The sequence below is a fragment of the Gelidibacter gilvus genome (genome assembly GCF_004115975.1).
Classification (GTDB): domain Bacteria; phylum Bacteroidota; class Bacteroidia; order Flavobacteriales; family Flavobacteriaceae; genus Gelidibacter; species Gelidibacter gilvus.
The window spans coordinates 42,303-68,045 of record NZ_SDDZ01000002.1 but is presented as its reverse complement, the minus strand read 5'-3'; the positions used below and the strand labels follow the sequence as shown (position 1 = coordinate 68,045).

The following is a 25,743-nucleotide window of genomic DNA, read 5'->3' as shown; positions in this document are numbered from 1 at the left end:
AGTCCAACCGATCTATTATCTCTCATTATAGCAATATCTCTAAAAAATGGTTTAAACAATTAATTGTAGCAAATGAGACAATCTTATTTTTCCAAATAGTCTTACTTTATAGTCAATTAAAATTCAGAATCAATGGACACCAACAGACTATCAAAGAAAATAGAAGATATTTTAAACCATCAAGTATCAAAAGAAGCTGAAGCCGCACAGGTCTTCCTTAGCTATGGCTGTTGGGCAGACGCTCAAGGGTATGGTGGCGTTGCAAACTTTCTTTTTCGACATTCGGGTGAAGAACGAAACCATATGATGAAAGTAATGCAATATATAATGCAGCGCGGTGGTACTGTAAAAATAACCGCCATTAAAGCACCTCCTAAAGATCCCACAAATTTGCAGGACTGTTTTGAAAAGGCATTCAAACATGAGGTTGACAACACAACAGCGATCTATGAAATAGTCAATTTGGCACATAAGGAAGGCGATTGGGCAACTTTTAATTTCGCACAATGGTTCGTAAAAGAACAAATAGAAGAAGAAAAATTAGTGATGGATTTATTGGATAAACTAAAAATTGCCGGTGGACCGAAAGCTACGGATGAATCATTATTCAATCTTGATAAATATTTAGAAAATGCGGCTGATGATGTTCCGTTGGCTCGTGATGCATCTGTGGATAATCCAGAATAAAAAAATAGTTTACACAATTCAAAAGAAACCTCATTTGAGGTTTTTTTTGTTTTACTCTTAAATTTTCGTTGTTAAATATCATTTTTTGATACGTCCAGACCACTATCAAATATTTCAAAAAAAAAAATCTTGCAACTATTCGGCCATACAGATCCAAAATTGATAACTTATCAAGTTCAAACAGATTAAAATCCAGCTCTGAAAGTCTCAAAGGATTTTCTATTCCGTCTTAATTTTCTAACTTAGCGGTTTATGCTCGCCATCAACCACGCACAAAGCTTTACCCACATGCCATAAGCAACATCTAGATGCCATAAGAGTATTCAAAAACCTCGGCATTATTTTCAAATAACCAACAGCTTAATGGCTGGAAACAACAACTACAATTTAAACAACAAACTATTCTATGGGAGATTTTTTTCCTGATCAAAGATATACCAGTTCTGGAGAGCCTGAACTCGGATTGGGCATTGTGACAGAAGTCAGCAAAGGCAAAGTACAAATGAATTTCCCAATAACAGACGAAACGCGATTATATGCCATCGAAAGTGCGCCATTAACCCGAATTATCTTTAAAGTAGGAGATGTTATCACAGATCATGAAGGCCAATCGCTTTTAGTTGAAAACGTGAAACAAGTAGATGCACTTTATGTTTATTATGGGCAAGGACGTGCTTTGAATGAGGCAGAAATAGGTGGCGGATCCGTGACACATAATGTTGAAGATCGGCTTTTTGCTGGTGATGTTGATGCACCGGAAATGTTTGCACTTCGCAGAGAAACATTATACCGCGATTATAACAGGAAAATATCTCCAGTATATGGGTTTGTTGGTGGCAAGATCGATTTAATTCCCCATCAACTTTATATTGCACATGAAGTAAGCTCACGATATGCACCTCGCGTATTGTTATCCGATCAGGTTGGCCTTGGAAAAACCATCGAAGCCTGTTTAATTCTGCATCGGTTATTGGTGACCGGAAGTATTTCCAGAGTCCTTATTCTTGTTCCCGAATCACTTGTTCATCAATGGTTTGTAGAACTATTGCGGAAATTCAATTTGTGGTTTCATATTTTTGATGAAGAGCGTTGTGCATCTCTTGATGAAAGTGCACCCGATGGAAATCCGTTTTTAGACAATCAACTGATTATTTGCAGCATAGGGTTTTTGGCAAATTCAAGAAAACGAAGTCAACAAGCCTTTTCTTCTGGTTGGGACATGCTTGTTGTAGATGAAGCACATCATCTCGATTGGTCTGTTGACCATGTAAGTCCAGAGTACGGTATTGTAGAATTATTGAGCCAGGCATCAAAGGGATTATTACTTCTTACTGCCACTCCCGAACAATTAGGCGTGGAAAGTCACTTCGCGCGACTGCGATTGCTCGATCCCATTCGGTATCATAATTACACTGATTTTATCAACGAATCTGAAGGCAACAAAGACATTGCTACTGTAGTGGAGAAACTATCTTCAGATGAAGAATTAAAATTAAAAGACATCAAGCTTTTAGAAGCTATGTTCACTAAAGAAAGAGTGGCTGCATTAGCCAATAAGGACGGTATTGAAAATCACCATCTTATTGAAGATTTGCTTGACCAGCATGGTCCGGGAAGAGTTTTATTTCGAAATACGCGCTTGGCAATGAGCGGATTCCCTAAACGAATAGCCCATGTCATTCCAATTCAGGCAGAAAAAAATCATAAGCTTTGGGTTGATCGTGCCAAGCATGAATTTTATTCAGATATAAAACGACCATTAGAATCAAAAAGTGAACAGCAATTTTGGTTTGAGGAAGATCCAAGGGTGGAGTGGGTTTTAGAAAAAATGCAAGAATTATATCCTGCGAAAATCCTACTCATCTGTAATTCTAAAGAAAAGGTTTTGGCATTGGAATCTGCCATTAGTGCGCACATCAAAATTAATGTAGGCGTTTTTCATGAAGATCTGACCTTGGTGCAACGGGATAGAAATGCGGCTTGGTTTGCAGATCATGATAGTGCTCAAATCCTGCTTTGTTCAGAAATAGGAAGTGAAGGTCGTAACTTTCAATTTGCTCATCATCTCATCCTATTTGATGTGCCTTTGCATCCAGAATTACTGGAACAGCGCATAGGACGTTTGGACAGGATTGGGCAAAAAAACGACATCCATATCCATATTCCTTATCTCGATGGAAGTCCTCAGCACTTACTCGTACGATGGTTTCATGAAGGATTAAATGCGTTCAGTACCAACCTTGAAGGTGGGAATATTATTGCCAAAACATTAGGCGAACGATTAATAAAGATTTGTGAACTTCCGTCCTTTGAAGAAGCCAATTCCGAAATGGAACAATTAATTTCAGAAACAGCAGAGTTTCAAAAAGAACTTAGAAAAAACATGGCGGAAGGTCGTGATAGACTATTGGAAATGAATTCGTTTCGTCCGAAAGTAGCGAAAAAGCTTATGAAGCAAATCCAAACTGAAGACAAAGATAAAAGTCTTGAAATTTATTTAACCAAAGTGTTTGAGCATTTTGATATCGAGATGGAAGACATTGCGGCCCGCACCTATTTGTTACATCCTTCTACATTTAACTCTGAAATATTTCCATCCATTCCGCGGGAAGGTATACACGTTACCTTCGATAGAAAGCGTGCCATAACTAGAGATGATATTAGTTTTTTAAGTTGGGAACACCCGATGACTACAGAGGCAATCGACATGGTGTTTGGTTCCAAAATTGGCAGTGTGAGCTATGGTCTCTTTCGAACAACTGGCACTCCTGCCCTGCTGCTCGAATTACTATTTGTGCTCGAGGCATCCGGTCAAGAAAATACGGCTATCAACCGTTTCCTTCCCCATACACCACTTCGAGTTGTCATAGACCATAACGGGAAAGATGTCACAAAGGTCTTTTCAGTTGAACTATTGAACAAAAACTTAACGCCTAGCAGTATAGAACCACTATTGGAAAATGACGCCTTCGTAGACACTCTGTTGCCAAATATGATGTTATCCGCAACAAAAATCGCGAATGAATTAGCAGAAAAAGAGATATTAACAGCCCAGCAACGCATGAAACTCAAATTGGATCATGAAATAAATCGGCTTACTGCACTACAAAAGAAGAACAAACACGTCAGAACAGACGAAATCGAAGCTGCTATTGAAGAGCGTACATTATTAACGTCGCTAATAAAAAATGCACGGATACGATTGGATGCCTTACAATTGATTCAGAAAGGGTGATTTATATTGGTGAAGTATAAAAGGAAAAAGGGAAGCCGATAGAATTTGAAACTATAAATGTCCCAAATATGGTCGGGATGCTCTGGGCTTAAAATATAAATCGATAATTATTTAGAGCTCTTCAACATTATTTACACTAAAAGATAAATAAGGTTTAAATTAAGTGATTATCAAGCAAATACATCCTGTCTCCTTCCCCATAATCACCGATAATAATAGCTCATTTAAAGGTATAGATGCAACGAAAAATCGAACCCACATACTCCATTTTAAATTGGAAGAAATCTCAATATCCAAATCATTTTAGTTTGGTTGATAATTCACCAAAAACAGACTCGACATCAATTGATTCAATTCTATGACTTTGCTGTCGTTAACAACACCACCGTCCATATATAGTTTTCTATTGACCTCTATCATTATACTCTGTACATTTTCGTTTTTTTGATAATGTTTCAGAGGAACGATAGTGCCTACATAAGGGTAGTTTATTTTCACTGAGTACCCCTGATTGGTCAGGTAGGCAACCGCCATATCAACCAACCATTTAGGGGTGTGATAATCATCTGTACCGATACAAAAATCAGGTCTTTCAAGACCTTGTTCAATATCAGAAGTAAATGGAGTATCTGAGAAGGAATGACAGTCAACAATTAATGGAGATCTACCATCTTTAAGTTTTTGGTCTACTAAATTAGTTAACGTCTCATGATGTTTGAGATAATAATCATTATAGATCACCTCCTTGTTTCCGTTTGAGTTCTCCCTAAGTAATTCACCACTATCTGTTTTTGTATAGTAAAAACCACGCCCATAAGCGAACATCACCTCGTTTTCATCATCAAGTCGCTCTACATCACAGAAAATCCTACTATATGGAAATACCACCTTCGACAAACTGCCAATTGTGTAGATTTCATCCGTGGCGAAATCAGTAAGTAACTTTATTTCATGTTCCATTAATTCTGTACTCACAAAATCAGATTTGAATTGGTCGGGTATTTCAGTCTTTGAATGTGGGATATGGAAAATATAAGAGTCTTCAATCTCATCACTAAATAAATCCAATCCCAAAAGCGTATTATATCCAATCATATTAAGTGCAATTTTTATGCTTTCTAATTTTATGTAGGCTTGTCCATGTGTTGTATCTAAAAAAATGGAAGATAGTTAAATCCTTAGATATACAAACCTTCTTTGAGTTATGTTGTTATAACTATAATTAGAATACGACTGAATTTTAAAAACAACCTTACAGGCAAGATTTGAATATAGTCACTGTAAACTCAAAACATGAAGGAACTGATATGTTTCTAATAAAAGTTTCGCAGCGTTGAGCACGAGCTATTATATTCCTTTAATTGGGTTTATTGAGTATATTCGGTGCTATTCAATAAAAATTTTCCAATCGCACCACACGGTTTGAATGGAGGCTTTTATTTTTGAGTTTACGGGAAAGCTGAAAACCGATTTAGAGTAAGCGAAATTCAAAACGATATATTATGCCAGACATTAAAGACAAAAAGCACGGAAAAACCTTATTCTATATTGATGGAAATGATATTAAAGATAAAAAACATGGAACAACGCTATTTTATATTAACGGTTCAGAAGTAAGAGAAAAATCTAGACATGGTACTGTGAGATTTTATATCAATGGAAGTGAGATTAGAGAAAAGAGCAAACACGGAACTGTCAGGTATTACATTGACAGCGCTGAGGTAAAAGACAAATCAAAACATGGCTCATTGCGCTATTATATTGATGGTTCAGAAATTAAAGACAAAAGACACGGAAGTGTAAAATACTTTATAGACGGCGCGTTAACTAGAGACCAGGTTTACGCTTTTATTTCAATAATTTAGTTTTAAGTCTCTCCAAAAAATAGGTTTTCTATTGTGTTTAATTATGCATTTGGAGACTTTTAGCACTGAAATCTTAAAATGAAACAAAACATGAAACTTCTACTCACAATTACCTTAATGCTCTCATCGTTTATAGTAGATGCTCAAACCTATATTAGACAGGGAAAAGGCGATTATAATGAGGTGTTGTATACGTGGGATGGAAAATATTTAAGACAAGGAAACGGCGTATACAACACGGTTTTAGTTACTTATGACGGTAAATATTTTCGGCAAGGGAAAGGCGATTATAACACCGTTTTATCAACTTGGGACGGTAAATATTTAAGATTGGGAAAAGGGGATTATAACGATGTGCTTTGTACATGGGACGGCGAATTTATTCGACAAGGTAAAGGCGATTATAATACCATTTTATACACTTATGACGGGAAATATCTGCGTCAAGGTAAAGGGAGTTACAACACCGTTATGTACACGATTACGGGCGAAATTCCAATTGAAGTGATGATTTTTATTGTGAATTAGTTGAGAATTTGAGAAGTTGGTTTTCTGGATTGTGTATTATGAGAAATTCAGACAAATTCATGAATTCTAAAAGTGATATAATAAGTAGGCTCCGTTCCTGTATAGAGAACGGAGGACATACTTGCTTATTTTAAACAATCTTTTTTACCCAAGTGAATTTCTGCTCGTCCAATTTAAGTTCATCAGCGAAGCTATAAGCCACTAAATGGCCTCCCTTGGCCACACTGTAATCCAAACAACATATATTATCCCTAAATAGTGTAGGCTTATCTATAGCTAATTCTTCAAGTTTCATCCAATAGTGCCCAAAGAAAACACTTTTGTCATCTTTTCTGTAATAGTCATTATCTTTTATAGCTGACAATTCAATATCTCCTTCTGGAAGTTCAGCTATAGGATGCATTTTGATTTCGTCATAAGTCATTTTAGAAAGGTCTTCCCACCATTTGTATCTCATTTCAGTTCGAGGATTCCCATCTTCATCTTCAAAGTCTTTTCCTTCTGGCATGCTCAATTCTTTCCCTTTTAAGGTGTTCTCAACAGCATCATACAGTTCTGTCCCCTTTTCCACAGATTGATGAATTAACTCATCTGTTAGTCGGTTGTTAAGTAAATGTTTTTTCAGGTAGTCAATACTTTTATAATCCCAGCAGGCATGAACTGCTCTGACTGTTTCTGTTTCATAGAATAACGGTAAGGTTTTAAACCATTCTATATATTTTGCCCACTCCTTTTCTCCATCAGGAAACTCTTTTGTGTCTCGGAATTGATAAAGGGTTTCATAATGTTGAAGAATATTCTTAATTGAATGCTCTCGTAAGTGTCCCCCTTCAGACTTTTTAAAATGAAAAGTAAGCGCATTATATTCGTGATTACCCAATAACGCAATGGCACTACCATTGTCAGACATTTGTTTTACGATCTCTAAAGTCTCTCTAATTTTTGGGCCTCTATCAATATAGTCGCCCACAAATAAAGCTTTTCTTTCAGGATGCGAATAGTAGTTGTCTTTTTTTGAATAGCCCAATTTGCTAAGTAATTCTTCAAGTTCATCGGCGTATCCATGTACGTCTCCAATTAAATCAATCATTGTTTGATGTTTATTTTTATCAATTATACAATCGAGAAATATAACCTTATCAGTCCCAATAATACGATAATTCCTACTTTAAAATTCCAAAATATTCATGAATAGTGTAAATCATTAAAATGAAAAATTATTCCCGCATTATTCCGCTTCACATTAGATTGTAATCCAATTCAATAAGGTTATTATGGTTCAAGAGCCATAAAGAACGCAAATAAGTATTCATATAATCCTGTAGGAAAATTCAAAACATAGCCTTATCTTCGAGATATCATTACGAATCACACTGAGTGATAGCAACCTGCCAAAACAGGCGAAGGTGCTAAGACAATGAGCCTACTTTTAGGAAAAATATGATTTATTCCTTTTAAAGTATTTACCGATTACTGTGTTTTTATAACACAAAAACACCGTGCTCTGGTCTGGAACCTGAGAGAAACTGCCATGCGCGCATGAAAACTAATTAAACTAAATTATAAATTAACCTAAAAACAGTAATTATGACAGACAAATTTAAAAACATTCCTGTAGAAGAAGACACTCGAATTCTCACAAGTGTTGAGGCTAAAATCGAAGACTATGATGTCGTTTATCAAAAGTGGCATTGGGACGGAATAACAGCAGAAAGCGTTATTTTCTTCAATGACGATGTTGCGGATTTAACGGAAGAACAAATTAAACATGAAGTTGCCCTTTGTACCGCTTTAGTAAAGGAAGATTCACAACTAACTTTTAAGAAAGGTGATAAATACACCTTCGTGAATTTTAATTTTATTACTGACTAAAACTCTCTATGCAAAGTAGGATCACTGCATCTAAAAATTTAGCACCCAATAATTAAACTAAACTAATACCCTAATTGAAACTAACTATGAAAACATTAACCATCGGAAAAATTTTAAATAATTATAAAGAGTTTTTAACGGACTATGAGATTGAACAACTCAGAAAAGTTCAAAGAACACGCACAGACTTTTCTACCCAAGTCAGAGAATTGAAAGGTGCCTTATTTGGAGAAGAATGGGATTTTATGGCAAGGGAAATCGGAGACCCAGAGAATTTCATGTCTGAGGAATACACAACACGGGTGAATAAAAAGAGAGACGCTTTTGGAGTGAGTCTACATTATGATGGCGGCACTGCTTCAGATATTTCCTCTGATTATTTTTGCGAAGAAGTAGTTAGACACACCAAAAATTATAAAGAGCTTTTGGATCTAAAAAGGAGAAAGGAAAAACAAATTGTTTTTGTCGATATGGATGGTGTCTTAGTCAATTTCCAATCTGGCATCGATAGAATTTCAGAAGAAGAAAGAATAAAGTACAATGGTAACTTAGATGAAGTTCCAGGAATTTTCTCTTTGATGGAGCCTAACGACGGTGCTATTGAAGGTTACAAATGGTTATGTAAAAATTTTGACACTTATATTTTATCGACTGCACCTTGGGATAATCCTTCGGCCTGGCAAGACAAATTGCACTGGGTGAAGAAATACTTGCCAGATTTAGCCTACAAAAGATTAATCCTTTCTCACAACAAACATTTAGCCAAAGGGGACTTCCTTATAGATGACCGTACTGCAAATGGAGCGGGAAAGTTTACTGGAAAACATATTCACTTCAACCAAGAAGGAAAAGGTTTTGAAGATTGGAAAGCAGTCGTCGCTTATCTGAAAAACCTCGCTTAATATTAAAGAATAAGAAATTATTTCATATTAAAATTGAATAGTCATGAAATTGAAACAGCTTTTACAAACCAATGATTGGCCTGCTATTTTGCCCATATTTTTAAAAACCTATCCTGAGGCAGAAGAAAACATTAATGGATACCGAATTGTATTTGAAAAATTGGTAATGCTGTCCCCCAAAGAAACTGATATGTCAATTGTCATAACCCAAGAAAAAGATGGTGATGAGGACTACATTGACGTCTCAGGGTTACATAACAATCCAAAAAACAAAGAAGAAACCTATTCACAAGGTATAGAGTTAGTGTCTTGGCGAGAATGGCTGGGCATGGATATCAGCAAAGAAAGCTTAGCTAACTTTTCAGAATCAGAAATTATTGTCCATTGCATATATGAAATGACTTATATCGGATTTACGGAAGAGGTCATTCAAGAAAAAAACGATAGAATTGAAAAAAGTAGAAAGGCACGTGAATCAATGACAGATGAAGAAAGTGATGCTATCACGGCTTCCGTAGAAGAAATTTTGAGAACTTGGCGTGAAGAAGATAGCGATTGAAGAAAACATTCATAGATCCTGAACTATTCATTAGCGGAATTGTGCCACAAAAAAAGCCGAAAGTCACTGTTATGTGTCTTTCGGCTTGTGTGAGCCCGACAGGATTCGAACCTTTGGTTATTACCCAGTGTTTATCGCTGCTCGCGAGGCTTGTAAAAATATGTTGACCGAATTGTGGTAATAGCAGTTCGGGATGATTGTTGACTTTTGGTCTATGACTAATTTACGAACTATATGGGTTCAAACCTAATCAAACCTTATTAAATACTAGGATGTTTGCTGGATATAGGCTTCGATGATGTCGAGATGGATGCCGGTGTATTCAGAGAATTCCATTGTGGTTACAAACTGGTGGGAGGCCTTGCCCAGGTGGTCCTTAATTTCTTTGATAAGCTTACGCCCATAGCGCTCACTTCTTCCGGTGATGCCTTGGATGTCTTTTGGGTATATGCAGATTCTTCTTAGCTTCATTTGATACTGTATCCATACTTGATCCATACATGAGCCCTACATGATCTATACCTCAACTTAGGTAATTTACAAGGTGCCAATTTACTCCGTTTTGGCAAAATGTGCTTTTTGCGGAATGGATGTCAAGTTGTTTTTGATTTTTGAAATAAAGTTAATCTCTTTTGTCTGATAATCAAAATATTAAATATTATGGCTAGACAAACTGGTATTATCAAATTGAAGGGAACTATCGGAGATATTTCCTTTTACAAAAGTGCAGATGGCCATATGGCCAGAGCCAAAGGTGGTGTTGACGGCAGCAGGATTGCGAATGACCCAGCCTATCAACGGACGCGTGAAAACGGTTCGGAGTTTGGGCGGGCGGGAAAAGGTGGTAAACTGATCAGAGGGGCGGTGCGCGTTCTTTTGCAGAATGCAAAGGACAAACGTGTAGTGAGCCGTTTGGTCAAAGCTTTGGTTGCGGTTGCAAAAACGGACCAGATCAACGAACGTGGACATAGAACCATAGAAGATGGGAATATGGACCTATTGAACGGGTTTGAGTTCAACATCAATGGAAAGCTTGGTGCCACATTGTATGCACCCTTTGCTCCTGCCATTGATCGTGCGGCGGGAGAGGTTGATGTGGATATTGCTCCCTTTGCACCAACCTTGCGGATTGCTGCCCCTGGTGGGACCACGCATTTCAAAATTGTTTCTGGCGCCACTGAGCTTGACTTTGTGAACGAAACGTCGATTTTTGAAAGTGCCGAAACGGCAATCTTACCTTACGACAGTGCGGATACCGCCGTCATTAACTTGGCGATGGTATTAACTCCAAACTCCTTGCTTCCAATTCTCCATGTTTTAGGGATTGAATTTTACCAAGAAGTGAATGGGCAAATGTACCCGCTTAAAAACGGTGCTTTTAACGCGCTTTCAATTGTTGGTGTGGATTACTTGTAATGGTGCTTCTGCTCCATAGAACCTATTTTGAAGAGGGTACCAATAGTGCCCTCTTCCTTAATGGATTGTTTATGGGTTTCGCCATCGAATTACCCTGGCTAAACAACAAACAGGTTATCTCTTGTATTCGGGAGGGTGAATACAAGTTAAAAGCGAGGTATTCGGCAAAGTTTGGACATCATCTACACATTTTAGACGTCCTGGATCGAGGTCTGATCCTAATTCATCCCGCCAATGATGCCAAGCGAGAGCTTCAAGGTTGCATCGCTCCGGTAACGCAGTTGACGGGAATTGGTAAAGGAACCAATTCAAAGCTGTTACATCAAAAATTAGTGTCGCTATGCTACCAGGCATTCGACAGAAACGAAAAAGTCCAATTAATCATTAAATCGTAAGATTATGAATATTATAGAACGTTATCAAAAGCCGACGCCAAAATTCTTCAAGAAATTGCGCAATATCGGCATCGCATTGGCCACCGCTGGAGGCGCCATTTTAGCTGCTCCGGTAGTGATGCCCGCCATACTTATTTCGGTTGCTACCTATTTGACGGTGGCCGGATCGGTAGCTGTGGCGGTGAGTCAGGCAGTTACCCAAGATGGGGCCGCGGAGGCTAAAAAGAAATCGACTGAATCCGATTAAGGATGTCTGAAGATGTTACCCATATCCGATTCTCAATTCTTGGTGGTGCCTTTACTTCTTTTTGGATGCATGTCAATTCAGAGGACCTCATCAAGACCGCGGTCATGGCCACATTTGGAACTGTGGTAAGTTATGTCGTATCATTGTTGATTAAATTTATTCGGAAACGGATAAAACGCCATCAATCAGAGGATTAATAGCCTTTAAGGAGCTTCACACGAGGCTCCTTATTGTTTTGACACATTTGGGTTGTCCTCCAATTCCCCCTTGATATTTTTTTCGGAAGATAAAAAAAGAAAACATTCGGCACAGTTGGCGGGGCGATGCTGTCAAGCTTTTTCCGAAAAATCGTGCGCTTCTTAGCCACTATTTTTCGCAAAACCACTAGGCTTGAGCTTTACAGCATCTAAGGGGAGGCCGAAGGAAGCCAACTATCTTTGTTGTCTTTTTTGTTTTATTCTTATCGAAAATCTTTCCGAAATTTTATCGCCGCTCTCACTCTGCCCCTTCATATTTCTAATGCTATCAGTCTGGGAACGACCAAAAAAAAGCCCCCTAAAAAGGGAGCTCAGAAAGACAGCACTCAAACCAAAAGATGCGCACCGTGTACTCCTTAAAGCCGACGAAGTGAACACCTACATGGAACGGACTGCCCGATGTACGTATGCCCGCCAGCAGCCACCGACTGCCTAAACGGATCCTGAATAAAAACTTAAACATAGTGCCTTGTATACAGGACGGTGCGATTGCGGAAAGGGCTGTGGTAAAAAAATACTATCCTGCCGAAGGCGGATGGAGATTTTTTTACCAAACAGGCGAAGCGAACCCTTGTAGCGCTCGCATCCGCATGCCTGTACCTTTGTAGTATGTATGAGTTTTAAATAGAATATAGACCGCTTCGCTTTTAGAATCAAGAATCTAGACTTGAATAGTTATAATATAGAAACTATGGGAAAAGAATCAAGATCGCTTACTTCGACTGCGCCCAGCACAGGTCGCTGTTAGAACCAGGAATCAAGACTAGAGTGGTTATAATGTAGAAACTAAGGGAAAAGAACCAAGACCGCTTCGCTGTTAGATTCAAGAATATAGAAATGTCTGTACATTCGAAAGTATTAGATTCATATGTATTAACTTAAGCTTTCTTACCTCAATAATTTATATGCTACATCAACTAATTTATAATAAAACAGCCAAGGCAGGTAATCAAAAGGCGCGAGCCGGCTGCGAGTTGAGCGAGGGTGGTGGCTGCATAAGCCCGAAGGATGAGGGCAGCAGACGCCTACGGTTTACCGCAGGGCTGGCGCGATTTTTTTGCTTCAGCGGTGGCAAAGGCAAGGGTAGCGATTGCATGAAACGCAACGTTGACAGCTCCGAAATGGAGCAATACGTTTACGCAACCGGTGTGGTGGATTACCAGATGCTAAATTTGGTGCTAACAATGTTGTGAACTTAACCGTTAGTATTGCGGAATGAAGAAACGCTGTGACGTGAAGTGTAATAAATGAGCTACGCTTGCGCGGGTTGCCGAAGTGGCTGAATGAAGGCATGAGGCACGAAGGCCTGAACAGAAGCGACTGGAGGCAAATGGGGAATTGCAAAAATCGTGACAGCCCGATCAGCCCGAAGCGACCCGCAGGCTCGCATCACATGAAGCAGCGGTTGTGCCCAATAAAAAAAACTCGCGAAGCGAAACCTTATTGGGTTTGGGCACAAAAGTAGCTGCGGGTGAGGAAGGAGAGAATGTGTGAAATAAAACAAATAAATAGTGCCAAACGAGGACGTGCCGCCGCAGTGGTGCTATTTATGGTGTGTGCAAGGCTTTTATGTGGATAGGAAGTGTTATTGAGTTGGAAGATTCTTGTTAGAGTTACCCGTTTTCACGGGTACTGCGCCTTGCACAGATGTTTTATGAAACAAAATGGAACGACTGACGAACTCCTTATTACCTGCCTCTTGTAAATAGGTTATATTCTTATTTAATGAGTTTTCAACTTCGTTATTGAAATAAGCTTTTATATACGAGATCCCTGCCTTCGCAGGGATGCTGACGAACTCCTTCTTACTTATCCTCTTTCTTAAAATGGAATAAATTAGGTTTGAAGGGGTATTAAATTGTAAATAAGGTTAGCGGTTGAAGACGGAGATCCCTGCCTGCGCAGGGATTCATGGAACGACTGACGAACTCCTTATTACCTGCCCCCTTTAAAATTATAACGATTTTCGTTTTACCAACTTTGGTAGCGTGTACTCTTTACAAACGAGCGCCAGCATATGCTTTTGGTCTATAAGCACTAGAAATTTTCAGTTAACTACAATGTTTTAAATAGCCACTGCATTCTAATTTATCACTATCTGCCATATTCACCATTTTTATTGTTCTATGTAATTTTTTACCACGCAAACGATTCAATATCATGTAATTGAGGTGTATTTTCTAATGGTCTGGCAGGTAGTAATTCCATTTCAACCCAACCGATTTCTCCTTTTTCTGTTCTAATTTTAAAGATACCACCATAAAAAAAAGAGTATGAAATTGTAGACTCAATTATAATATTATCGCCCTGAAATATATTTCCTATAATTTTTCTTAAATCTTGGGTTTCATAAAAATCAAAACTCTCTAAAGCGGTTGTCTTCTTATTTATAAAGAATTCATTTTGATCGGATTCAGTTATAAAACCACTGCCATCAATATTGTAAATATGTGTGGCATACATTGTTGTATCATAGTTTACGTCAACAAGAATTTCATTCGCCTTTAGCTGAATTTGAGCTGAGGGGATTAAAGTCGAAAATTCTTCTGAGAAAGCGCCTGACCAGTCTTTCGATACTTTTTCTTTTAGTTCACTAAAGTTTATTAATTTATTTACGACAATAAAATACGGCGCTGTTGATTCTTGAGATACATAAACAAATATTAATGGAGGTTTTTTATCTGAGTAAGTATATTCGAAAAGAATCCTAGATTCATAGACATCTTCTTCATGAAATAAAACTTTATTTATTATTTTTATATCTAACCCTTCCTCATATTTTATATCGAAATTTTTCAGAAGTTTTATTAATTTTTTATTTTGTTTAATAGAAGTCTGACTGCCAAAAACCCATCCAATTTGGTTATTAAATTTAATTTTATACCAATAGTCCGTAATACCTCCTATTTTATCTTTTTTATCCTTTTTTAATACATCACAAACATCACCCTCATTTAACTTCATAATTATATCACCAGTAGTAGGATACTCTCTGATCCAAATGTTAGTGCCTTCTATTGTTAATTTGCTATTTATTTGAGAATTACATGAAATAGAACTAATGACTAATAAAAAAAGGATAACTAATTGATTTTTCATTCGGTATGATTTTGATTAAAAATATTATTTATGGTTATAGTAAGTTTAGAAAGTAAAGTCAAAACTTTGTTTTAATTAAATAGAACAACCGAGTAGATGTAACCGATTGCACCTATACCACTTAAATTTCAAACATATCGTTTTCCTACACAATTAACTACAATATTTAATAAAATTAGTTTTAAGTAACTACCAAATCGAATTTTTTGTCATCTTCAATATTCTAAAAATCTCTTAAAGATTATGACTCAACTATTGCATCAAACTAAAAGATAGTTCTCACCACAAAATTCTCTATTTCTTAATACTTAAAGCGGGAACACGGACATACTAAATATTATTGAATTTCTGTATTTTACGATTTACTTTACATTATTTAAATAATCCAGTAGATCAGTAAATTATTTATATTTGAAATCACCATCTCAGATATTTATATACCACTCAAACTCACCATCAGCTTCATTGTATTAAAAAACGCCTGGTAAGAAGATTCTTCTTTGGCGTAAAGCCGATACAAATCCAATTCCTGTTTGCGATGTTTGGACATTAAACAATCAAGAATTTTTCGGAATGTTAAATCCTTGTTATGAACGTCGTGGTTTTCGGTCACTTTTCGTTCGCAAAGAGAGATGGGCTTGGATGGATTTACTTAGAGATCTAATTTTTCGATTATATCTTGAACTTTCTTTCCGGTGTTTAGTATTATGTCTTGGCACAATTTATCGAAACTACAACTAATAGTATTTGAAGAGGTGGCGAAGGCAATGAATGAAGTATCATTCCTATCTATAAAATATACTCTTAGATGAAATGCATTTTTCGCTTGATAAACTCTTTCAACAATTTCTGCGTCCGCAAGAACTAATTCAAATAATTTCGGATCTGTCTTTGAACTAATCCTAATCAATTAAATTCATTCGTGCTATCTAGCGTTTTATTTTTAAGAATTGATTTAAAAAAAGACAAACTAAAATGGCTCCTCATAATATTAATTTGTAAGATAAATCTTTACAATTATAAAGATTTCAATAGTTTAAAATATTACATTGCAGGTTATGATTGACCCCTAACAACGAAAACAATTAATTGTATGCATTTAGATAAAATAGAAATAGACTTAAGCAGTGAAGAGCAACAAATACTAAAGGAAATCGAAGCATTACAGAGCAAAATGAATGATGTCGATCCGAAAAAACTAAACGGCCAATTGATGGATGCTATTCAAAGAAAAGCTATTGAAACCATTACCATGGCGCTTGGTGTGTCTGACATTTTAGAGAACACTGGCCATACTAAAGCTATTAAATTCAAACAAGAATTTGAAAATAAAAAACAATGGGATAATACTCCCTTGACTGAAAGAAGCCATAAATACAAACCAAAATATACTTCTGGTGACGAATTTGAAAAACTATTAAATCAGGAAATCCCTAAGTACAATAGGAAAGATTATGTTGGGAAGGGAAATGGTTTATCACAAGCCGAAACCCAACGTGAAAAGTGGTTAGCAAGTCAGGAGGACGGAGGTGTCCATGATGCACTTACAGGTAAGTTCATTGCGAATGGAGAAACAGATAAAAAGAGTAAAGCATATGAATGGGATCATTTTAAATCTGCTCATGAAGTTCATAATGACCCAGTTCTGAGTTTATTAAGTTTGGAGGAAAAAAGAAACTTTCTTAACTCTGATGAGAATTTAGTTCCGATATTAGGAAAGTTAAATAATCATAAAAGGGCCGTAACCCTAAGCAATCTTCCAAAATGGCTAAACGCCCCATCTAAAGAAGACCCAAATAAAACAAATAAAGAGTTTTTTCAAATTGATGAGAAACGAATTAATGATGCCCTAGAAAAAAGCAACAGAAAGGAGAATGATATCTTAAAAAACAAAACAATTGTATATAGTCTTGGAACCCAATCCAAAATCGCAGTATCAAATGCAGCAAAAAGTGGTGCTAAGGCTGCAATTGGTAAATTGTTATCAATAACTGTTATTGAAGTAATTAATGAATGTAAAAGTGAAGAAGATGTTGATTTTACAACTAAAGCAAAAAACATTACTTCGAGAATTAAAGTTAAAGCAAATGATATTTTGAGATCATTTAAAGATCATTCAATTAATAGTTTTCTCTCAACCTTTGTAGATGCTCTATTAAATTCCGTATTTAAAATAGCGAAGAATATCTTTAAGTTTGTTAAGACCGCATTTATGTCGATTATAAAAGCTGTCAAAATTTTATTTTCTAATGATTACACGTGGGAAGAAAGGCTTAATGAAGCTATGAAAATAATGGGCGCAACAGTTGCAACATTAATCGGGCTCGCATTAGATGAAATTATCGAAAAGGCCTTAATAACGTACCTGCCCTTTACAGCTCCCTTTGCTGGTTTTATTTCCCCAGTACTATCTGGTTTAATTGTAGGTATCAGTTCTGTACTAATTCTACAAGGATTTCAGAAATATCAAAGTCAAATTGCTTTTAAAAAATTAGTCGGACAAGAGGCAGATGAATTAACAAGACTTTCAAAGGTAAATATGGCGCAAGCGGGAGTGAGTGATTTTAAAACAACACAAGCTGTAGGTGTTTCAATAACCGTTTTTCAAGGTGTATTACCAATCATTTCCTCTTGTAAAAATCAAATTAATGAATCAATAAGAGATTTATCAGAAATGAAAAGTGAATTCATTTTAAAAGCCAATAGAATAGATAATTCGCAGGACGAAGCAGATTATCTATTAAACCAACTAACATCTTTATAATGATAAAAACAAACAATACGCTTCGGACTATACCCCCCTCAAGAATTATTCAGGAGATTCAAGGTGTTCAAAGCAGACTTGACAATTCAGAAAGTAAACTGACCGCACTTCTAAAAAACTTAAAGGATCATGAAGACTTAATAGGTAAAACTCAAACGTCGGTTGATGAGCAATGGTTCTCAAGTAGCCCGAGCAGATCTGAATTATGGGAGCTAATCAAAAGTGATCAAAAATCAAATAGCGAAACGACCTCCTCCATCTCTCATTTATTTAAAAGTGTCAATGCAAACACAGCAGATCTTGCTAAAATGGTGAGAGGTCTTGCTCAATTATCATGCATGACTTATGAGGATCTCAATAAAAGTTTTACTGAAATTAAGGAAAATAGATCATTAGTTAATGAAAAGGGAGATCAGATTGAGAGAGGACAATTGCAGTTAAACCAACTTATAAAACGGTATCTTGACAGAGCAAAAAATGAATTAGAAAGAGAGTTGCTATTTAATCAAAATATAGAAAAAATTGATTTTGCATTAGATGCAACTATAAAATCAGTAAATTGTAAATTAGAAGAACTTAATGCCTCTATTCAACAAGTTCATTTTTTGAAAGAATTAAACACAAAATTGGTTTTAGAATCTAACCGATTCGATAATGCAAAAAAGAAGCTTAAACTACTAACTGCAGTAAGTATAGGCGCAATAATAGTTTCAATGACAACTGCAATTTACGTTTATATTCAATTATCATAATAATGGTTAAATGAGAAAATAAATTTAGATAGAGATGACTTAATTTGATAATCCAAGTCATCTTTATCTACTTACACAGATTTTGTAAAGTGTCGATAATAACCGTGACACGATAGATCCTTGTTTGAAAAACTATTTTTTATATACACTGCGTCTTGCATAAATGTTTAATGGAATAAAATGGAACGACTGACGATCTCCTTATAACATGCCCCCTTGTAAGTTTTGAATTACGCAGAAATAAGGGGTCAAAGATGTTCAGAAAATTCAGTATTAAAAATATTTATTAAGTATAAAAACGAGTTTTAGATCCCTGCCTGCACAGAAATTTTGAGGAACTCCTTATTACGATCTGGATTTAGGTTTGATTATATCCATGAAGGAAAAATGTTCGCTAGTGCTGTTTCTTTATTAGGCTTTTATCAAGGGCATTGGTAGATCGTGTTCTATTTTTAAAATTATACCCATAGGAGTTTACCTTTAAAGGTGATTATCTTTTAAAGTGATTAGTGCAACAGGTCAAATTAAAAAGAACACTTGAAATTTTTTCTCAAGTGTTTTTGACAATATGTATTCTTACAAGCGAAGGAAGAGAGTATTATCTACCTGTCATTGTTTTGCGTTGTAAATGGAATAAACGATAAGAATAAATATAAGTAGTAGTATTCCGTTTATTATAACATAAATAGGTACTGAAAAATGAATAAAAGTAAACACCAAACTACTAATCAAGGCGATTATAAAAAAAATACCCGATACAACCCTAACATTTGTGGTTGTTCGAGTAAGTTGGAAACTTGTTCCAATTGTAAGAATTAATGTAAGCGTAATAAACACAAAACTACCTACACTCAAAAGTATTTTGTTTTCATTATCGTGAAAATAATACAATCCATAAGCGATAAGTACACTTAACGCTATAGCTATAATTGTTTGAACAAAATTAACTTTCATAATCTCATGGATTTGGATTAAATGGTGGCGGTGCTAACGCAACCAATTTTAAAACTTCAGGGACCTGGTCTGCCATTTTCCAACTTGACAAACTTGGCATCCAAACATAAGTTTCCTTTACTATTTTCTTTTCGGCAATTAAACGAGCTAGTTCCTGTTCAGAAAACGGTCCTGCTTGTTTGGTCTCTATGATTGCATAAAAAAATTGCTGCTGTGATTTTTCCATTTGGTTCGTCGCTCCTGGAACATACATACTGATCATAGATTGGTTCATGGTTTTTATCATCTGTTGCGCAACGGCCATTCCCATACCAAATTCAACTAATCTATCAATTGAAAAAAAACTATAATTATCCATGATATTTTTTTTAGATTATTATTTAATTATGGTGCTGGCGGCGGTGGAGGTGGGACTGTACCAAATAATGATGATAATTCCTGAACATTACCCGCAAACTCCCATCCTGACATACCCTGTTTCCAAACATAAGTCTCTTTTGTAATCTGGCCATTTTGAACCATTTGTTGTATTTGCTGCCATGCAAAAGGTCCGCTCTGTTGTCCATTAACCGAAAGGCTATACTGAACTTGCGGTGGTGGTGGCGGTGTTTGTTTTTCTTGGTTCATTCCTTGCATCATGCCACCAACGACACCTGCCATTCCTGAACCTACTGCTCCGCCCATAGCCATACTTGCCATCATAGAGCCTGGATCCATCATTCCGCCTCCACCACTAGAACCGCCGTTGCCTCCTGACCCCATCATCCCCATACTCTTGGCAGCTGTTTTTGCAACATCGGTTTGTTGATTAAGTTGATGCACTGATAAGTTTTGAGCTTCGCTTTGCAGTTTTTGAGCCCTTTGTGCTTCTTCTCTTTGAATACGTAGCGTTTCTGCCATATTAATAGCATTGATTTCTTGAGTATCTTGTAAATTCCTAATATTTACGTCGGTTTGAGCTCCGACAGTTTTAGTAGTCTGTTCAGCTGTAACTTTTCTTAATTCGGCATATCCTTCTGTTTCCTTGTCAATTTCAAGAGATGCAATATCTAAACCTTTCATATTTACACCGAAATCTATCTCAAGTCGAGGACCTAAATATTGTGCAACCAAATCATTTATTTCAAGGATTTTTCTTTCCATTTGCAATACAGGTATTCCATTATCCAAAGGGATATTTGTAACTACACCTTTAATATATTTTGTTATGGCATCCTTTATTTGGATCTTAAAATCATCTAATTCAAAATTTATTAGCCGGTTTAATTTTATAAATCCCTTGTAATCTGTTATATTAAAAGTAATTGTTCCTCTTACTGCCATAGGAACAGCGAAGTCCATAAACCGAGGATCGAAAACATCGAAATAAGGTATGCCAAATCTTATTTGAACATTCCCTGATAGATTTATAAAATAAATTTCTGCTTGAAATGGTGATGCACCACCAAATGCAGTTCCAACAATATTTGTTAAAACAGGAAAGTTTGCTGTTTTAATTGTTTGGTCATGAGGCCCAATTATAAAATCTTGACTCCCCCCGTCTTTTTGATTATAAACAAAAACTGCAAGTTCGCCGTCTTTAACACGCAAGCTACTACCGTAACGTATTGCATTTTCTTTTTTTGTTGAATTTGCATCACCTGAAGGGCGCCATTTCCAAACAAGATATTCTGGTTCGTCACAGCGGATTACATCCATTAATCCCCCCTCTGATTTTTTTCTAAATAGTGCCATAATTTATTTGATTTTTAGCTCTTTTGCATATAGCATAATTTCTTCCAGAGCTCTCTTATCCTCTTTCATCGAAAATTTTGCTTTCATAATAATTTGTTCGCACTTTGCTTTCCATACATTAACAAAATCATTATGCGATTTGTTCTCAGGTTCTTTTCGGGTAAATATATTACCTACGGATTTTGCTCTTGGCACTGCTAATGATAAAAACTCTACAATATCATCTTTAGTTGTTGGAATTGGGAAATTTGAGATTATGGTTTTCTTTTTACTATCAATTCTGTTATCAACGCCTAAACCATAAGCAGAAAACATCCCTCCAAGAGCTTTTGCAACTGACATTCCCTCATCTTTTCTTTCACTTTCAGCTTCATTCAACATTTCAAATAATCTGTTTACTGATGCATTAGATTGTACGTTTGAAAATTCATGTCCACAATCAATACACTTAATTTGGAATGATTGAACCATAGAACCACAGGCCGGGCATTTTTTTACTTCTCCAAATTTATCTGATTTTGGGGCCACAGTCACAGGCTTATCGCTTTTATTATTTTCAAATAGCTTAGCTTCAAGCACCATTTCAAATTCATCAAGATCAATTCCTTCTTTTTCTGCATTTTTAAAAAGAATTTGTTTTTCTTTTTCACTAAGCTCTCCATCTAAAAGAGCCATTGCAATTAATTTTTCTAATTTTTCGCTATACATTATTTTATTTTAGTTTTTTAGTTAAAGGATTTCGTTGTGAGGGTTTTTGGAACTTGTATGGGCACCACAAAATGCGACTACATCTGATATGTTTCAAACATATTCATTCTGAATCTATTTTCCTACAATTGATGTTAAATTAAATGCAGTATTTGATAAACTCAAAAATTTATTTAGGAGATAATATTTTGTGATAAAAAATGTGACATATGATTTTGAGGTTGCTGCCATTGCCAAGAATGATGTGGGGAAAACCGGATGAGAAGCGCCTGAAGATATGTTTTATGGAACGACTGACGAACTCCATATTACCTGCCCCCTCCAATTTTAACGGTTGTAATTTCTTTTGACATTTATTACTTGCAGTCGTTATAAATGATCGCAATCGAGGACAAATTTGGGTAGGGTTTTAAAATATCATAATATTGAACAAAATGAAATGGGTATTAAAACCTCATTTCATATATACAAATTATGATCACTTTTGAAACGACAGACAAAAAAGAGGATTTACAAGAGATCCTCAGCTTGCAAAAAGCCAATTTAAAGAAGAACCTTTCCAAAGAAAACGCGGAAAAGGATGGCTTTGTTACGGTAGATCACGATTGGGAATCGCTTATTGGCTTAACGAAAATTGAACCCCATTCTGTGGCAAAGGACAATGGAAAAGTGGTTGGATATGTACTGGCTATGACCAAGAAATCAAGATTTGATATTCCTTTAATCGCTCCGCTGTTTGATGAATTTAAAAGGATTCCCTTTCGCGGTAAAACAATTGCCGATTTTAATTATATGATTGTAGGTCAAACCTGTGTGCACAAGGATTATCGTGGACAAGGATTAATTGAAGGCTTATTTCAACATTATAAAACCGCTTTTTCTGAGCGTTACGATTTTTCTATTACGGAAATTGCCTCCAGTAATATTCGTTCTTTAAAAGCACATCAAAAAGTGGGCTATGAAATTATTCATTCCTATACCGACTCATCGGGCACTCATTGGAATGTGGTGGTTTGGGAATGGTAAGAAAATGCATAAGATTTTACATTTCTTCTTTAGCTTCAGGATCTTACGCAAGTAATGATAATAGTTAATTTCGCTAACTCGACGCCCCTTCGACTGCCCTTCGACTCCACTCAGGACAGGCTGGGTGACATGTGAATAAATAACAGGGCTAATATTAGTCGGAAATTAGCTCCACTTAATCTTCGATTTCCTGCTTGAGCAGGAATTTATGAAACGATTGACGAAATCTTATCACCTGCTCTTCCAAATTTTAACGGTTGTAATAATAGTTGATATTTGTTGCTTGCCAGTTTAGAACGCGATGCAATCGTGCACTAGCGGGGGTTACAAACGAGCGCTAGCGGGGGGGTGTAATTTATTGAACTATTGCAGGTATTTAGGCAGAAAACCTATACTTTCGCGCTTTTAAAAATTTAAAATACAAATCTTATGAAAGAACTTATTGAGAACATGCAAAGCACTTACGAATCATTGGAAAGTGACGCTAAATTACAGTTAGAAAGCGGGAACAAATCAGCAGGAACAAGAGCGAGAAAATCGTCATTGGCTTTAGAGAAGTTATTAAAGGAATTCCGTAAGATTTCAATAGCGGAATCAAAAAAATAAACTTCAAGGAATTTGCTATACCCTGAACCCACAGAGTTAAAAGCTGTTAATATTCCTTTACAATCAAAAACCTCTTCATCTTTGGAGGGGTTTTCTTATTTAAAATCTAATAAATCTAAAGTGTCAATCTTACTGCTTTATTCCAATTACCAGTAATGGTTTCGTTGATTTCTATAAAACTATTCAAACTAGCCTAAATATTCTATGAACTCAGCAGCTTGGATATCATCATTATTAACGAGCGTTAGCAGAGTGACTGCGCGTTGGCAAAAAATACTGGTTGTGGTAATGTAGCTCCTAACCGAAGGTAGGTGCGAAATGGACACAACGGGTATTGAGCCCTTCGACTTCGCTCAGGACAGGCTGTTCTGGAAGCTCTTGCGAATGAATAAGTGAAGCTATTCGCGGAATGAAGGAATGAGCATGTGCTGGAAGTGGGGAGTTATCTATTACAGAATTTAATGATTTGTACAAATCAATAGCTAGAAACTACTGATTGTAAAATGTGTAAAATGTTCTATTTACAAACCCAGCTTCTCGATGATATTCTGCACTTTCTTTTCGGTATTTCGTAATTTATCCTGACATAATTTAGATAAAGCTGCGGCCCTAGTTACTACATTTTCTAATTTGTCAATGCTGACCTCATCATTTCTTAATTGCTCTAGAATTGATTCAAGTTCGTTTGAAGCTTCCTCATAGGTTAGCTCTGAGATAGGTTTATCTTCCATGACTTTCTTTTTTAACGTATTTGGTTATTATAACTGCGTCTTTAAATTCTAATTTGATCACTGTGTCTTTGGGCAATTCCTCTCCGTTATAGAGATTACCATTCACCCTAGGAATTGTGAAACCTTTATTGAGGATTGCTTTAGGGCTACTTGTTGACGCCAATATTAAGGCGTTGTTTAAATATATTCTTTTGTTATTAATTACATTTTCAATTAATAAAGTAAGCATTTCAAAACGTTTCTTTAGGACCTCATCTTGATTGTCAATAATCCTTTTGCTGAGCTGTAATTGCTCTTGTGCCATTAAAGACAGCCTATTAATTTCGTTATTCAACGCATAATTAGTGCTAGATATAATTCTATTCATTAAGGTATGCAAAAGTCCTCTTCGCAATTGAGTGAAATGGTTTGACGCGTTCGCTATGCCTTCTGTATAGAGTTTTAAATCACTATTCTTTCTTTCTAATAGTTTGTGATACCTTTCAGTAATTAAGTCATATAAGCTGATAATTTTCTGTTCAAAATTATATGATTTATTAAGAATGTAGTTTGATACTTCTGTTGGTGTTTTAAATGACTTATTGGCTGCAAAATCTATAACTGTAATATCTTTTTCGTGTCCAATACCTGTAAATACGGCACTTTGCATTTGACTGACTTGTTTTGATATTTCATAAGAATTAAAAACATCTAAATCCATTTTTGAACCGCCACCTCGAATTATCACAACGCAATCATACTTTTTATGGTTTATAGTTTTCAGGCTGGTGACAATTTCATTTTCAGCTGTACTGCCCTGAACGGATGATGAGAAAACCTCAATAATGAATTTATAACCATATGGGTTTTTGTAATATTTGTAACAAAATCTTGGTAACCCGCTGTATCTTTTGAAGCAATAAGTGCAATGTTTTTTATGATGAGAGGTACAGGCACCAACTTATTTAATTCGATAAGTCCTTCTTTCTTTAAACGATCGATTGTTTCTTGTCTCTTCTTTTCGATTTGACCAACAGCAAATTCTAAATTGACATCACTAATTAATATGCTTAAGCCATGAGCCGCATCAAACTGGATGCTTGTATAGCATAATATCTCATTACCTTTTTTGAGAATGTTTGCAAAGTCATTACCTAAAGACTCTCTTATTTGAGATAATTGATGATTCCAAATAATTGCTTTGCACTTTGCTACTGTATGCCCATTCTGATTTTCTGCTAATTCGAGGTAAATATGACCTGATCTATGGAAATTGATATTTGCAATTTCTACTTTAAGCCAGAAGAAATGGCCCGCAATGTTAGTGTCTATAATTGTTTTTACACGATTAAGAATTCTGGATAATGAATGATATGTTGGTAATGTAGACAACTGTTAGTATATCAGTTATAATAAAAGGATTATTT

At 36.0% G+C, this 25,743-nt stretch carries 26 protein-coding genes and 1 riboswitch; of the genes, 17 read left to right on the top strand and 9 right to left on the bottom strand.

The genetic code is table 11. From position 1 onward, the window contains the following. Positions 1-132 precede the first annotated feature (132 nt). Together ESZ48_RS04390 and rapA are read left to right on the top strand one after the other, a co-directional pair. Positions 133-687, top strand: coding sequence for a ferritin (locus ESZ48_RS04390; protein WP_129016118.1), 555 nt, complete (start codon positions 133-135; stop codon positions 685-687). A gap of 406 nt (positions 688-1,093) precedes the next feature. Beyond that, the gene (rapA, locus tag ESZ48_RS04385) at positions 1,094-3,922 is read left to right on the top strand and encodes an RNA polymerase-associated protein RapA (RefSeq protein WP_129016117.1); all 2,829 of its coding nucleotides are present in this window, start codon (positions 1,094-1,096) and stop codon (positions 3,920-3,922) included. 303 nt (positions 3,923-4,225) lie between these two features. Here rapA and ESZ48_RS04380 read toward each other — a convergent pair whose 3' ends face one another. Next, the gene (locus tag ESZ48_RS04380) at positions 4,226-5,017 is read right to left on the bottom strand and encodes an N-formylglutamate amidohydrolase (RefSeq protein WP_129016116.1); all 792 of its coding nucleotides are present in this window, start codon (positions 5,015-5,017) and stop codon (positions 4,226-4,228) included. A 407-nt stretch (positions 5,018-5,424) separates the two neighbouring features. Between ESZ48_RS04380 and ESZ48_RS04375 the strand changes: the two genes are divergently transcribed. Both ESZ48_RS04375 and ESZ48_RS04370 read left to right on the top strand, forming a co-directional pair. Further along, positions 5,425-5,787, top strand: a complete 363-nt coding sequence (locus ESZ48_RS04375) for a hypothetical protein (protein ID WP_129016115.1) — start codon at positions 5,425-5,427, stop codon at positions 5,785-5,787. 90 nt (positions 5,788-5,877) lie between these two features. Next, positions 5,878-6,315 carry a hypothetical protein gene (locus ESZ48_RS04370; protein ID WP_129016114.1) on the top strand — a complete coding sequence of 146 codons (438 nt, stop codon included), beginning with the start codon at positions 5,878-5,880 and terminating at the stop codon, positions 6,313-6,315. Positions 6,316-6,445: 130 nt separating this feature from the next. Here ESZ48_RS04370 and ESZ48_RS04365 read toward each other — a convergent pair whose 3' ends face one another. Next, a complete protein-coding gene (locus tag ESZ48_RS04365; protein ID WP_129016113.1) occupies positions 6,446-7,405 on the bottom strand; it encodes a metallophosphoesterase in 960 nt (319 codons plus the stop codon). Positions 7,406-7,668: 263 nt separating this feature from the next. Next, positions 7,669-7,765, top strand: a riboswitch (SAM-I-IV-variant riboswitch). A gap of 137 nt (positions 7,766-7,902) precedes the next feature. Here ESZ48_RS04365 and ESZ48_RS04360 point away from each other — a divergent pair. From ESZ48_RS04360 to ESZ48_RS19210, 9 genes are all read left to right on the top strand, one after another. Next, complete coding sequence (locus ESZ48_RS04360) at positions 7,903-8,187, top strand: hypothetical protein (RefSeq protein WP_129016112.1); 285 nt, start codon at positions 7,903-7,905, stop codon at positions 8,185-8,187. An 86-nt stretch (positions 8,188-8,273) separates the two neighbouring features. Next, the gene (locus ESZ48_RS19505; protein ID WP_223266356.1) at positions 8,274-9,089 is read left to right on the top strand and encodes a 5' nucleotidase, NT5C type; all 816 of its coding nucleotides are present in this window, start codon (positions 8,274-8,276) and stop codon (positions 9,087-9,089) included. A gap of 43 nt (positions 9,090-9,132) precedes the next feature. Further along, a complete protein-coding gene (locus tag ESZ48_RS04350; RefSeq protein WP_129016111.1) occupies positions 9,133-9,648 on the top strand; it encodes a DUF6557 family protein in 516 nt (171 codons plus the stop codon). 306 nt (positions 9,649-9,954) lie between these two features. Continuing rightward, positions 9,955-10,113, top strand: coding sequence for a hypothetical protein (locus tag ESZ48_RS19710; protein ID WP_190246189.1), 159 nt, complete (start codon positions 9,955-9,957; stop codon positions 10,111-10,113). A 195-nt stretch (positions 10,114-10,308) separates the two neighbouring features. Beyond that, positions 10,309-11,064 (top strand): hypothetical protein, encoded by a 756-nt coding sequence (locus ESZ48_RS04340; RefSeq protein ID WP_129016109.1) that lies wholly within the window; start codon positions 10,309-10,311, stop codon positions 11,062-11,064. Further along, positions 11,064-11,459: a DUF5675 family protein gene (locus ESZ48_RS04335; protein WP_129016108.1), complete on the top strand. Its 396-nt coding sequence runs from the start codon at positions 11,064-11,066 to the stop codon at positions 11,457-11,459. The genes ESZ48_RS04340 and ESZ48_RS04335 overlap by 1 nt, the downstream gene beginning before the upstream one ends. A gap of 55 nt (positions 11,460-11,514) precedes the next feature. Then, positions 11,515-11,706 carry a hypothetical protein gene (locus tag ESZ48_RS04330; protein ID WP_317127979.1) on the top strand — a complete coding sequence of 64 codons (192 nt, stop codon included), beginning with the start codon at positions 11,515-11,517 and terminating at the stop codon, positions 11,704-11,706. Positions 11,707-11,708: 2 nt separating this feature from the next. Further along, positions 11,709-11,903 carry a hypothetical protein gene (locus ESZ48_RS04325; protein WP_129016106.1) on the top strand — a complete coding sequence of 65 codons (195 nt, stop codon included), beginning with the start codon at positions 11,709-11,711 and terminating at the stop codon, positions 11,901-11,903. Between the two features lie 965 nt (positions 11,904-12,868). Continuing rightward, on the top strand, positions 12,869-13,156 hold the full coding sequence (locus tag ESZ48_RS19210) for a hypothetical protein (protein ID WP_129016105.1): 288 nt from the start codon (positions 12,869-12,871) through the stop codon (positions 13,154-13,156). A 943-nt stretch (positions 13,157-14,099) separates the two neighbouring features. Here the strand turns inward: ESZ48_RS19210 and ESZ48_RS04315 are convergent. Next, positions 14,100-15,062: an SH3 domain-containing protein gene (locus ESZ48_RS04315; RefSeq protein ID WP_129016104.1), complete on the bottom strand. Its 963-nt coding sequence runs from the start codon at positions 15,060-15,062 to the stop codon at positions 14,100-14,102. 1,093 nt (positions 15,063-16,155) lie between these two features. Here ESZ48_RS04315 and ESZ48_RS04310 point away from each other — a divergent pair. Beyond that, positions 16,156-17,826 carry a hypothetical protein gene (locus tag ESZ48_RS04310; protein ID WP_129016103.1) on the top strand — a complete coding sequence of 557 codons (1,671 nt, stop codon included), beginning with the start codon at positions 16,156-16,158 and terminating at the stop codon, positions 17,824-17,826. Next, positions 17,826-18,578: a YhgE/Pip domain-containing protein gene (locus tag ESZ48_RS04305; protein ID WP_129016102.1), complete on the top strand. Its 753-nt coding sequence runs from the start codon at positions 17,826-17,828 to the stop codon at positions 18,576-18,578. Before ESZ48_RS04310 ends, ESZ48_RS04305 begins: the two co-directional genes overlap by 1 nt. A gap of 958 nt (positions 18,579-19,536) precedes the next feature. Here ESZ48_RS04305 and ESZ48_RS04300 read toward each other — a convergent pair. From ESZ48_RS04300 to ESZ48_RS04290, 3 genes are read right to left on the bottom strand one after another with little or no spacing between them, the layout of a single operon-like run. Further along, a complete protein-coding gene (locus ESZ48_RS04300; RefSeq protein ID WP_129016101.1) occupies positions 19,537-19,890 on the bottom strand; it encodes a DUF4339 domain-containing protein in 354 nt (117 codons plus the stop codon). Positions 19,891-19,916: 26 nt separating this feature from the next. After that, entirely contained in the window at positions 19,917-21,266 is a 1,350-nt protein-coding gene (locus ESZ48_RS04295) for an SPFH domain-containing protein (protein ID WP_129016100.1), read from the bottom strand. Positions 21,267-21,269: 3 nt separating this feature from the next. Further along, entirely contained in the window at positions 21,270-21,974 is a 705-nt protein-coding gene (locus tag ESZ48_RS04290) for a hypothetical protein (protein WP_129016099.1), read from the bottom strand. Positions 21,975-22,448: 474 nt separating this feature from the next. On the opposite strand from ESZ48_RS04290, the gene ESZ48_RS04285 reads away from it, so the two are divergent. Continuing rightward, positions 22,449-23,000, top strand: coding sequence for a GNAT family N-acetyltransferase (locus tag ESZ48_RS04285; RefSeq protein ID WP_129016098.1), 552 nt, complete (start codon positions 22,449-22,451; stop codon positions 22,998-23,000). 429 nt (positions 23,001-23,429) lie between these two features. Continuing rightward, complete coding sequence (locus ESZ48_RS04280) at positions 23,430-23,606, top strand: histone H1 (protein ID WP_129016097.1); 177 nt, start codon at positions 23,430-23,432, stop codon at positions 23,604-23,606. Positions 23,607-24,127: 521 nt separating this feature from the next. On the opposite strand, the gene xseB is transcribed toward ESZ48_RS04280, so the two are convergent. The 3 genes from xseB to ESZ48_RS19490 are packed head-to-tail and all read right to left on the bottom strand — an operon-like array spanning position 24,128 to position 25,708. Continuing rightward, complete coding sequence (gene xseB / locus ESZ48_RS04275; RefSeq protein WP_129016096.1) at positions 24,128-24,337, bottom strand: exodeoxyribonuclease VII small subunit; 210 nt, start codon at positions 24,335-24,337, stop codon at positions 24,128-24,130. Further along, positions 24,327-25,160 carry an exodeoxyribonuclease VII large subunit gene (locus tag ESZ48_RS19495; RefSeq protein WP_262707962.1) on the bottom strand — a complete coding sequence of 278 codons (834 nt, stop codon included), beginning with the start codon at positions 25,158-25,160 and terminating at the stop codon, positions 24,327-24,329. The genes xseB and ESZ48_RS19495 overlap by 11 nt, the downstream gene beginning before the upstream one ends. Then, complete coding sequence (locus ESZ48_RS19490) at positions 25,097-25,708, bottom strand: exodeoxyribonuclease VII large subunit (protein WP_223266355.1); 612 nt, start codon at positions 25,706-25,708, stop codon at positions 25,097-25,099. The genes ESZ48_RS19495 and ESZ48_RS19490 overlap by 64 nt, the downstream gene beginning before the upstream one ends. Positions 25,709-25,743: the final 35 nt, after the last annotated feature.